We start from the raw sequence: 10246 nt of genomic DNA on the forward strand, positions 1-10246 counted from the left end.
TCTTGAATTTCGCTGAGGGCAGTCTTAGAAGCAAACTTCTTCGTCGCCAGCGGCGCACCGCCCTCGTTCGTGAGGCGTATATAGTCGCCACCTACCAAAACTGTCAACACACCTTCGCAAAGTTTTTTCGATTTCTCGTGGAGATATCCACGGGGTCGAAATTCGTGAGTTGGCTAGGCTGAATTTCCGCGCCGCTTTCCGCGGTTGGTCACGCCTGGGTTACTCGCTTCGGTCCTCATGGTGAGCACGCTTCGCTTTGAAAAACGGCCGCCCGCCGACACGGCCACGGACCTCGCCCGAGCGGCTTTCAGTGCCGATCCTCCAACAATTCCGGTGTGATGTTTCGGCCGGCGTAGAAGATGCCCAGGATCAGCACCTGCTCACCCTCGACCGCAAAAGCAATGCTGACCGCCCGCCGGTAGCCAACGATCCGCAGCCCAGGCATGATCTCGACCCGCTCCGTACCTCGCTGTGGAAAAGTCGATAAGCCGAGACAATGGTCCTTGATGCCCACGACGAAATTCCAGGCGATCGCCGGCGACGCCCGTTCGGCTATGTCGTCGTAGAGCTGTTCGAGTTCGGCTTGCGCGGCAGGATGAAAGACAATCCGATACTCCATTGCCTACTTGGCTTTCGCCTGCTTCGCGCGATGGCGCGCCTCCAGCCTGGAAAAGACCGCGTCAGCTGGTGTCGCTTTCGCCGGATCCTGCTTGAGTTCGGCCAGGCGCGACGGGATTTCCTCGCGCAGCCACCTCTCCCGCTCCGCCTCGAAATCCTCGAGCATGCGCAGGCCGGCACGCACGACCTCGCTGGCATTGTTGTAACGCCCCGATTCGAGCTGCTTCTTGATGAAGCTCTCATAGTGGTCATTCAAAGCGTAATTTGGCATTGGCAACCTCTTGGAGCGAGTGCGGGATCGCGGTGCCTATATAGCAATAGATGTCACCTATTGGCAAACTGGACCGATTCGGCCGGTGCTCATTTCCGCGATTCGTCCGGAGAGAATCAATTTGTCGCCTGATTCGGCATTGACTGAAATACCGCCTCGGCCACGACGGCACCGGCCAGCAGACGCGCAACTCGATACCCCGCATCCATCACGGTGCCAGATGCGCGCGGGATAGGTACGGAAGCCGGCTGAGTACAAATTCGTTTTATATCTGGACCTCCGAGACTGCACCTTCCGGTTTGTGTATCTGTCTGCGATTTCGTTATGCGGCGAGGATACGAATGCGAACAGCCCGCCGGCGGGAGCCTGGCGGGCTGTTTTTGTCTTGTTGAGGCAGGTCTTTTTTAGCCAGGGTTTGTGTTTGTTGTCCTGGTGGTTGGCTGCCGTCTTTGCGTGCTGATGATGGCTAAGATCGATGGCGGCTGGTTCGAACGCAAAACGGCCCTCCGGGTTTGATTCTGGCGGGCGTTTTAATTTGGTTTTGGGGATAGGATTTGAGTTATCGGTCCTGCGGCGTCGGCTTTGCCTCCTTGCGGGCCGCTGATGACAGGTTAAGATCGGCGGGCCACGACAGCAAAATACAAAAGAGCCCGCACGATGGCGGGCTCATTTGTATTTGGTTGCGGGGACCCGCAACCTCTTTTGTCATAACATCGTCGGGCCGGCCATTTGGGTCGGCTTTGGCGATTTCGAGGATGCCGAACAACTCGCCGCGTAGCTCGGCATGAACCTCGCCTCGCTTGTCGCCGGGCGTGAGTACGATCTCTCCGATCAACGAACGCAAGGCCTCGGCGGCCGGACGTCCGTCCTCGTGGTCGGCAAGCGCTTGCGTGAGCTGCTCGACCCGCTTGCGGTAGAGGTTGGCAATGTCGGGATGCAGATCGGGCACGTCAGTGGGTGCCGCCGCCAGACGCGCGGTGATCTCCGCCTTCTGCCGCTCCAGGTCTTCCATCCTTGCTTTCATCGAAGGTTGGTAAAGGCCATCCTCGATCGCGGCCATGATGCCGGCGATGGCGCGCTCGACCTTGTCGAGCGCTTTGCGGTCCTGTTCCCCTTGCGCGCGACGCTCTTGGTTGATGCGATTGGTCTCCTGGGCGTAGGCTCTGATCGCCTCGGCCACAGCATCAGCCGAGACCAGCCTTTCCTTCAGGCCTGCGAGCACCCGCTGCTCGATCTTCTCGCGGGTGATGGAGCGGGCATTGTCGCAAATGCCCCGGCGCTGGTGGTTGAGGCAGGCATAGCGCTCGCGGGTGAACAGGCCGTAGCGTCCGCCGCAGCACCCGCAGGTGAGCAGACCAGAGAGGAGGGAGACCGGCCGCCTCATAGTGTGTAGCTTCCTGGCCCGGGCCTTGCGCGTGGCGATGGCCACCGCCTCGAACTGACCGGCGATGGATTTCTGTCTCTCCTTCACGGCCTGCCACAATTCGTCCTCGACGATCCTGAGATGCGGCACCTCGGTGCGAATCCATTTGGCTGGCGGATTGGCCCGTGAGACGCGCTTGCCGGTGGCGGGATCCTTGACGAAATGCAGGCGGTTCCAAACCAGCACACCGGTGTAGAGCTCGTTGTTGATGACGCCGGTACCCCGGATGACATGCCCGCGCACGCTGGTATCGCCCCAGTGTCGGCCGAGCGGACCAGGAACGCCCGCCTTGTTGAGGTCGACGGCGATCGCCTTCGGGCTCTTGCCGGCGGCGAATTCGCGAAAGATGCGGCGCACGATGGTCGCTTCCTCGGGCACAATCGCGCGGTCGCCGCGAACAGGCTCGCCTGCGGTATCGAGTTCCTTCACTACCCGGTAGCCGTAGCACAGCCCGCCTCCGGCCTTGCCCTTCTCCACCCTGCCCCGGAGGCCGCGATGGGTCTTGAGGGCAAGGTCCTTGAGGAAGAGAGCATTCATCGTGCCTTTGAGGCCGACATGCAGCTCGCTGATCTCACCCTCGGCCAAAGTGACGATGGTAACGCCGGCGAATTTGAGATGTTTGAAGAGGGTGGCGACATCGGCCTGGTCGCGGCTGATGCGGTCGAGTGCCTCGGCCAGCACCACGTCGAAGCGACCGCGCTGGGCATCGCGCACCAGATGCTGGATACCCGGCCGCAGCACCGTGCTGGCGCCGGAGATCGCCGCGTCCTCATAGTTCCCCGCAACGCTCCAGCCCTCGCGCGCTACCTGCTCGCGGCACAGCCTCAGTTGGTCCTCGATGGAGGCATCCCGCTGGCTGTCTGATGAATAGCGGGCATAGAGTGCGACACGGGTCATGGCGGCAGATCCTCTCTCCTGTGCCCCAAGGGTTTGCCATCCGGCTCCGTGCCCCCTCCCTTTCGGTGGCCCGGCCGATTGTCGTTGACCACCACCCCCGTCTCGAATGCCTCCCGCGCCAGCTGCCGGCCGATCAGCCGGGCGATATCCAGCACCACCCGATCCAGCTTGGCCGCCGCTACGGAGCTGGCGAGATCGCCGTTGTCGTTCGCTGGAACCAAAGCTTGTGGGCCGGTCCTGAGTTCCTCTGCCACCGCGGTCGCTCCCAATCGTGGATCGACTCGCTATCAGATGTCTCTCGACGGCAAAGGAAAGCACGAAGTTCATATCGTAGTGGTACAGCGTGCAATGACTTACGCAGTGCGGTTTTGTCCCCCAAAGACGAACCCTCAATAATGATCGGCGATGATGTTTGATCGGCTTTCTTATGCCGCGATTCCATACGCATCGACCCTCGAACGGTGCCGCTCGGGAAAGTGTTTCGGTCACAGCATCTCGCTCGGAAATCTTACTTCGGGAAAGAGCTGCTGGCCGACATGTATAAAATCATCGAACGCGGAGCGGATCTGCGGCCAGGGGAACTCGGTGCCGCCTTCCCGCACATCACTTTCAAGAAGCACCGCGCTCAACTTAGCTGCCACACCGGCGAAGGAGGTGGCAGGTGTGAGCGACAAGGCTTGGAGCAGCTCTTCGGCTCGATCACCCGCTTTCCTCTCGGCGTCTGCAACGTGGGAATAGCCGGTTCGCTCGTCGGCGGCATCCCAGCGGGCTTGATGAGCCGCAAAATGGGCTTCTGCCGTCGCGCGAGCTTCAGCGGCGTCGGCGCCAGCACCGAGCACCTCGCGGAGTGCTCTGATGGAATGAACAGTCACTTCCTCGCCGCCGGGCAACTGGACGGTCGCGCAAGGGAAGCCGACGATCTCGACGAGCGTACGCTCCAGGTACGCGCTCTGATCGCAGAGGCGCTCACCCAATTTGTGAATTTTGTGCCATTCTCGCCAAATCGCCAGCACCGGATCGTAGGGCAGGGCTACTGCCGGTGCCTCACCGGCGAGTGCACTCCTCTCCCATCCGACGATTGCGATCGCCGTTGCACCAAGTAGCCTCCTGCGGGTGACGCGAGGCGGAGTCGTGCTATTGTCGGAATCAGCCATGATCCGAGCTCCTTACAGCTTGGTTGTGGTTAGGTCGGGCTGGGCGTGCTAGCGCCCAGCTCGGCCGATAAGGGGAACATCATCTTATACAAATTGATTGACGTCAATCGGATTGATAGAATGCAGCATGCGCTAACGGTGGAGCAGTGTCGTGGCGCTCGCGCGATGCTTGGATGGAGCCAACAGCAGTTAGCTGAAGCAGCAACCGTTGCTCGACAAACGATTGCTGATTTTGAACGAGGGGCGCGTATGCCGATCGCCAACAACCTGACGAGTATAAGGCATGCCCTGGAAGGTGCCGGAATCGAGTTCTTATCCGAGAACGGGATTCGATACAGAGCGCACAGGTGACAACTTATTGAACCGATTTCCCAGTTTGACAGCTGATCCTTCGTGGCGCGATCCAAGACAGTTTTGGGGCCGGAACCAGACTGTCCGGTGATGGCACGGACCTTCAGGAAGCAGTTGTTGCCGCATTTCGGACCTAGCCGGGACCACCGCGACAAAGCGTCTGCCTCGACACTCCATTCGTTCCATGCAATTGGCGCCGTCCCCTTACGTGCGACAGCGCGCCTGAGCTGCGGTGGCGCGGACGCTGATTGGTTGGGGCGGCCTGACAGCGAGCGACGATTGACACCGGTTCCGGCAGTCGCGACTAGATACTCGGATCTGGTTAGCGTATGTCGATCAACTTCCAGCACCTAACTGCGAAGCCGCACATGCAAACCTGACTCGCGTAGTCATCGGTGCGCTTGTCGACAAGGCGCAATGCGACACTGGCCCGTCCAATATGTTGGGTCTTGGTCTTCCGCTTCATTGTCGCCCCCTCCGATCGCCAACCCACTGGAATATCGCCCGCCAGCAGCTTCTCCTTCGACAGCTACTGGCTCACTTCGTCCCCGGGCCGCGAATTGGGTCCGGGTCCAGCCCGACGTTGCGCGGTCTGCCGGACGAGGGGCCTTGCTAGCAGCTAGGTCACCTCGGTGTGCACCCACGGTATTCTGCAGGTTTGCGTGTCGGATTCTGCGACATAGCCCATTCGATACCCAACCCAAGCTTCATTTCACCGGCAGCACCACTACCGCGATGCCGCCAATGATCAGCGCCGGGTCGTCGGGTTTTTCCTTCTGGGTGGGCATGCGGCGCTGCAGTACCTGCAGCACGCCGAAGGTGTTGGGCTTGAGCTCGCTGTGCAGCATGAAATTGAGAAACAGCGGGCGAATCTCCTGCTCCTTTAGAGAGACGACCAGCGCGTTTTTGCCGGTCAGTTCCTTGGGAAACTCGCCCAGCGAAACCTCGGCGTCTAGATCGACATAGATGCCGCGGTCTAGCCGCCGGATCAGCCGCTCAATGACGCCATCGTCGGGCGGCGACGCCTTTATCTCGAAATCCAGGTACTCGGGGATCGGATTGCCGGCATCGAAGCCGATCGACTGGATCTCATTGGCTGGGGTCGGCTGGTAGCTGAGATTTTCCTGAGCCCAGTGACGGTAGACGCCCGGCTGCGCCTGTTCGAGGAACAGCGGTTCGTCGAGTTCGCTGCGCACGCGGACAATCAGGCACTGATGCCGGTCCGCCAGCGGATCGACCGCAATGTAGTCCAGCCTGGTCAGCTTGGCACGGGCCTTGATGGTCTTGGGCGTGTTGGGGTCCCCGGGCGGGCCGATGTCGACTGTCAGGTCGGCGAGGTCGGGCGTGCGGCCGGCCATGCTGAGGCCGGTGCTCGGGCGGATCAGCCAGACATCGACGAGCGCCCGTCCGAACTCGGCGAAGTTTGCCACCCGGACCCTGACCTCGAGATCCTCGCCCGGAACGTAGTCACTGTGCTCGATCCCGTCGCATATGTAGCTGATCGCCGGCGGCCGGATCGGGCGGCGTCCCTCGTCGGCGACGTCGGCATCGGAATACGGAATGAAGAACTGTGGACCGGATTTGCCGTTGTCAAACATGTGTCATCCTCCCTTGGATCAGCGATCAGACGAATGCATTGCTGTTGATCTGGTGCCAGTTGGGCAGCGGACTGCCGGCATGCTGCGGGTCCACCGCCTTGACGGAGCCGACGATGACGTTGCCGGCGATACTGACGACACAGACCGGCGCCTCCACCTCGAGCATGTAGTAGAGCGCCAGCCGCCCCGCGGCCACGCCCGCCTGGCGATTGATGATGGTGTTGCCGGTGACGGTACCGAATACCCCCCCTTTGACCCATACGAGAAACTGCCGCCGCTGCCCTCTGATGTTGTTGCCGGCCACCATCACGGTGGGCTCGGTGGCCTCATCGAGGTAAACTAGCAGATTGCTGCTGGTGTTGACCTGACCTTCCTCGCTTGCCGGCAAGGTGACGATGTCGTTGCCGGCGATGCGCACGGTCGCCGAAGCAGGGAACTTCTCGTTGGACACCCGGAAGGGCGATACGGCCAGCGCGTCGAACGCGGCGGCCAGTCGATCCGGCGCTGCCTGCGCCGCAACATCGCGGCGCAGGCGCTCCCGCGCTTCGCGACTGAGCTCGGGGTCAGCGTTGAACTGCTCCAGGAGCGTCGCGTTGAGCGCCTTGGCCTGTGCCAGCTTCGCCTCGGCGGCGCGCCGTGCCACCCGTGGTTCGCCGAACGTCCCGACAGTGCTGGGTCTGAGGTCGGCCGGCAGCGGTGAGGCCGCCAGCGCCTCCTGTACGCTCTGCATGAGCGCCGGGTGCGCCCCCTGCAAGGCCGCCAGGATCAATCTGCCGTCGGCCACGTCCACCCCGCGCCCAAGCGCGTCGAATAGCACCCGGCGGTCGGTCACGGTCGCCGCCACGACGAAGATGCCGTTATCGCACCCCTCGACGCGGTTGTCCTCGCAGCGAACGGTACCGAACAGCGCTCTGAGATAGACAGCTGCGGTCAGGTTCTGTAGCTCGTTGCGACTGATCTCAAGGCCAGTCAGCAACGCAGCCTCGGCCTTTTCGCTGCCGCTGCGCGGATCGATCCCGGCCACGATACCCAGGCGCGGGCCGCGTTCCGGCTCGAGCGGCGTGTCCCCACCGATGCGATTGCCGAGGATCTTGAGGTTGGGACACTCGCTGCTGATCCGCAGCGCCAGGAGGCTCGAGCGCACGCCGCGGGGTGGCAGGAAGAACACGCAATCCTCGATCCGAATATCGCCGGCTTTCGAGACCCAGACCCCTAGGTTGAGCTCATCGCTCTTGCTCGGTAGGATCAGTCCCAGCCGGCGCAGCGTGAGGTTGGTGGCCCGCTCGATCAGCACCAGCCCGCGCTCGAAGGCACGGGGGGTCCCCTCATCCGGCTTGAGCCAGACACCATCGCGGCACCCGGCCAGCACCAGGTTGTCAAAACCGCTGAGATCGAGTGTTTCGTGCAGCACGTAGCTGCCGGGCAGCAGTAAGATGCTGATCCGCCGCGACCGGTCAGCCGTCACCAGCTTGCCGATGAATTCAGCAAGCGTCGTGCCAGCCGCCTCGAGTCCATCCGGCCCGATGGTGACGCTGCAGCTCGGCCCGCTCGCGCCATCGGCTTTGACGAACTGCGCCCCGAACACCAGCGGTGCTGGGTTGGGCGCCGGCGTCCCTACGACGGTCGCGGTGATTTCGACAAGCCCGCCATTCGAGGTCGTGTCGCTGCCGGCGACGATGAAACTCTCGGCGATGCCCTCGGCATTGGTGAGCGGGCTCGGCCCACTCATCGTCGCATCGCCGCTGGCCACGGCGAAATCCACCCGCACGCCCGCCAGCGGCTGCTTGCCCCAGTAGACCCCGACGCGCAACGGTCGCAGCGACTGCTGCTGGCCAGTGAGCAGCTGGCTGTCGCCGCCGACCATCCGCAGCTCGACTCGCGGGCAGAGCCGGTCGATCGCCTCCTGCACGGTGCGCGCGGGGACCGGCGCGATCCGGTCGCTTGCCTGATAGGCGCAATTGGCGGGGTCGAACGCCACCGCCGCGCCAACCGACGCGCTGGCGGTGAATTCGATCGGCAGGTGCGAGACCGAGGCCCCGGCCACCACGGTGGAATCGAGCAGTTCGGCGACGACGTGATATTGCCCGGCGAGGCCGGGAATGCTGAGCCCCGTCTCGGCCACGCCATCCGCATCGGTGCGCAGCACCAGCGTGGTCATGGCGGCGCCGGTCACCACATGTTCGATCTCCGAGCCGCCCGGCGGCACCACCAGGCTGGCGCCCGAATTGGCCTCGGCGAGGCTGAAGCGCACCGCCCGCCCGGCAACCGGATGGCGGCCACGGGTCACCCCGACCCGGAGCGGCGAGTTGAGCGGCACCAGGGTGGCCGGCGCAGTGAGATCGGGCGTGGCCTCCTGCCCGTCGCCGCCCAGATAGGCGAAGGTCTCGAGCTCGGTGAGCGGCTCGAAGATCGGCCGGCAATCGCTGACGACGCTGAGGCCGGCGCCGTTGTCGATCAGCCCGAGTACGCAATAGGCGTGCCGGATGCCGTGCGGCGGCAGCGCCAGCGGTGCTCCCGATGCGGCGTCGGCCGGCCATTCGAGCGCCGCGGTCAGCGTCCGCGCCGGGATCAGCCAGTACATGCCGGTGGCGGCGCGGCCGGCGCTGAGCGTCACCTCGATGCCGGCTTCCAACGTCAGCTTGCCATCGGCCGGGATGCCGACCGGCGGTCCGCCCTCCCAGCGGCGCACCACGCCGCGCCTGGGCAGGATGTCGGCATTGGGGGCGCCGTTCTGCACCAGCGGCTGCAGCGTCACCGGATCGAGGATGGCGCGGATGCCGAGCCGCGTCCCCACTACCTCGTCGACCTCGATGAAATAGCCCGGCTCGCCGCCCAGCACCCGCTCCTCGTCGAGCAGCTCCAGCCAATCGTCGGCGGCGATGCTGGTGGGGCTGTCCGGGCCGATCTCTTCCAGCACCAGGCTGGAATTGGCGACGTCGAGCAGCCGGTGGCGGTGGATGGCGTTGTCGCGTGACCACTTGAGCGTGATGCCGGCGGCTCCGGCCGCCCCGCCATTGTGGATTTCGACGCGATACAGCTGGTTGTCGAGGCTGCGATAGCCGCCCTCGACCGGCAGCTCGCAGGGGCTCTGCTCGGCCGCGGCCTCGCGCGCGGCGGCGCTGAGCCGCAGCGGCTCGCCGACCTCGGGCGTCCAGCCCGGCGGGAACGAGCTGCAGCTGACCGGCGCCGCGACGGCGCCGGCATCGAGCAGTTGCTTGACCGGCACGGTCTTCACCTGCCAGACGACCTGGCTGCGTACCGCGGTATCGGGGCCGTTGAGCGCCGTCTCGGCGATCACCGGATCATCGAGCACGGTGATCTCGCGCTCCCACACATCGAGATAGGCGAGATAGCTGACCGGGTCGACCGGCAGCACCGCGCCGGGCAGGTGCGGCTGCAGCAGCAGCGAGGCAAGGCCGCGGATTTCCACCGTGTCGGCGGCGCCGACGGCACCCGAGAGGGTCAGGCGCTGGTGCCCGCCATCGCCCTCCTCCGGATTCTTGATCTCGGCGACGCTGGCCCGCGTCGCGGCGCCCGCCGCCGTCGTCTCGACCCATTGCCCGACCCGCAGCGCCGGGCCGCCGACCACCTCCCACAGCGTCGCCGCATCGGCGCCCGAGACCCGATGCAGCACGCTGGCCGGGCTCGCTTCGTGCTCCACCAGGATGCCACCGACATAGGCCCGCCCGGTGCCGATCAGCAGGTCGGCGCCGGGAGCGGCCGGCACCGCCGCAAGCGCGAAGCCCGCCGCCGATCCCGGCATGCCGGTCTGCCCGATGACATCGATGCTGGTCGTACGCTCGACATGTCTGCCGATATCGAACGCCTCGTTCCAGTCGGCATCGAGGTGCACCCGGCCCTGCTGCTGCCGGACACCGGAGAAATGGCGGGAGGGCCGGAAAGTATCGCGCGTGTAGTCAGCCATGACGGATCC

8 protein-coding genes are annotated in these 10246 nt (G+C 64.2%); 1 reads left to right on the plus strand and 7 read right to left on the minus strand.

The annotated features are described in order from the left end of the window. Window positions 1-307 precede the first annotated feature (307 nt). From EN861_RS32965 to EN861_RS32985, 5 genes are all read right to left on the minus strand, one after another. On the minus strand, window positions 308-619 hold the full coding sequence (locus EN861_RS32965) for a type II toxin-antitoxin system RelE/ParE family toxin (protein WP_127279141.1): 312 nt from the start codon (window positions 617-619) through the stop codon (window positions 308-310). A gap of 3 nt (window positions 620-622) precedes the next feature. Continuing rightward, the gene (locus EN861_RS32970) at window positions 623-889 is read right to left on the minus strand and encodes a type II toxin-antitoxin system ParD family antitoxin (protein WP_127872300.1); all 267 of its coding nucleotides are present in this window, start codon (window positions 887-889) and stop codon (window positions 623-625) included. 559 nt (window positions 890-1448) lie between these two features. Next, window positions 1449-3209: a recombinase family protein gene (locus tag EN861_RS32975; RefSeq protein WP_135867653.1), complete on the minus strand. Its 1761-nt coding sequence runs from the start codon at window positions 3207-3209 to the stop codon at window positions 1449-1451. Then, window positions 3206-3463, minus strand: coding sequence for a hypothetical protein (locus EN861_RS32980; protein WP_135867654.1), 258 nt, complete (start codon window positions 3461-3463; stop codon window positions 3206-3208). The genes EN861_RS32975 and EN861_RS32980 overlap by 4 nt, the downstream gene beginning before the upstream one ends. A gap of 231 nt (window positions 3464-3694) precedes the next feature. Continuing rightward, window positions 3695-4363, minus strand: a complete 669-nt coding sequence (locus EN861_RS32985) for a hypothetical protein (protein ID WP_135867655.1) — start codon at window positions 4361-4363, stop codon at window positions 3695-3697. 165 nt (window positions 4364-4528) lie between these two features. Here EN861_RS32985 and EN861_RS32990 point away from each other — a divergent pair, with 165 nt between their 5' ends. Beyond that, window positions 4529-4714 carry a helix-turn-helix transcriptional regulator gene (locus EN861_RS32990; protein WP_135867701.1) on the plus strand — a complete coding sequence of 62 codons (186 nt, stop codon included), beginning with the start codon at window positions 4529-4531 and terminating at the stop codon, window positions 4712-4714. 707 nt (window positions 4715-5421) lie between these two features. On the opposite strand, the gene EN861_RS32995 is transcribed toward EN861_RS32990, so the two are convergent. Both EN861_RS32995 and EN861_RS33000 read right to left on the minus strand, forming a co-directional pair. After that, window positions 5422-6312 (minus strand): hypothetical protein, encoded by an 891-nt coding sequence (locus EN861_RS32995; RefSeq protein WP_135867656.1) that lies wholly within the window; start codon window positions 6310-6312, stop codon window positions 5422-5424. Between the two features lie 25 nt (window positions 6313-6337). Next, window positions 6338-10237: a DUF6519 domain-containing protein gene (locus EN861_RS33000; protein ID WP_135867657.1), complete on the minus strand. Its 3900-nt coding sequence runs from the start codon at window positions 10235-10237 to the stop codon at window positions 6338-6340. Window positions 10238-10246 lie beyond the last annotated feature (9 nt).

The organism is Mesorhizobium sp. M8A.F.Ca.ET.218.01.1.1 (genome assembly GCF_004791165.1).
Lineage (GTDB): Bacteria > Pseudomonadota > Alphaproteobacteria > Rhizobiales > Rhizobiaceae > Mesorhizobium.

What these genes read in the sequence shown, in the direction of transcription:
- EN861_RS32965 (WP_127279141.1), bottom strand. Translation starts at nt 619, where the DNA reads ATGGAGTATCGGATTGTCTTTCATCCTGCCGCGCAAGCCGAACTCGAA.
- EN861_RS32970 (WP_127872300.1), bottom strand. Translation starts at nt 889, where the DNA reads ATGCCAAATTACGCTTTGAATGACCACTATGAGAGCTTCATCAAGAAG.
- EN861_RS32975 (WP_135867653.1), bottom strand. Translation starts at nt 3,209, where the DNA reads ATGACCCGTGTCGCACTCTATGCCCGCTATTCATCAGACAGCCAGCGG.
- EN861_RS32985 (WP_135867655.1), bottom strand. Translation starts at nt 4,363, where the DNA reads ATGGCTGATTCCGACAATAGCACGACTCCGCCTCGCGTCACCCGCAGG.
- EN861_RS32990 (WP_135867701.1), top strand. Translation starts at nt 4,529, where the DNA reads ATGCTTGGATGGAGCCAACAGCAGTTAGCTGAAGCAGCAACCGTTGCT.
- EN861_RS32995 (WP_135867656.1), bottom strand. Translation starts at nt 6,312, where the DNA reads ATGTTTGACAACGGCAAATCCGGTCCACAGTTCTTCATTCCGTATTCC.
- EN861_RS33000 (WP_135867657.1), bottom strand. Translation starts at nt 10,237, where the DNA reads ATGGCTGACTACACGCGCGATACTTTCCGGCCCTCCCGCCATTTCTCC.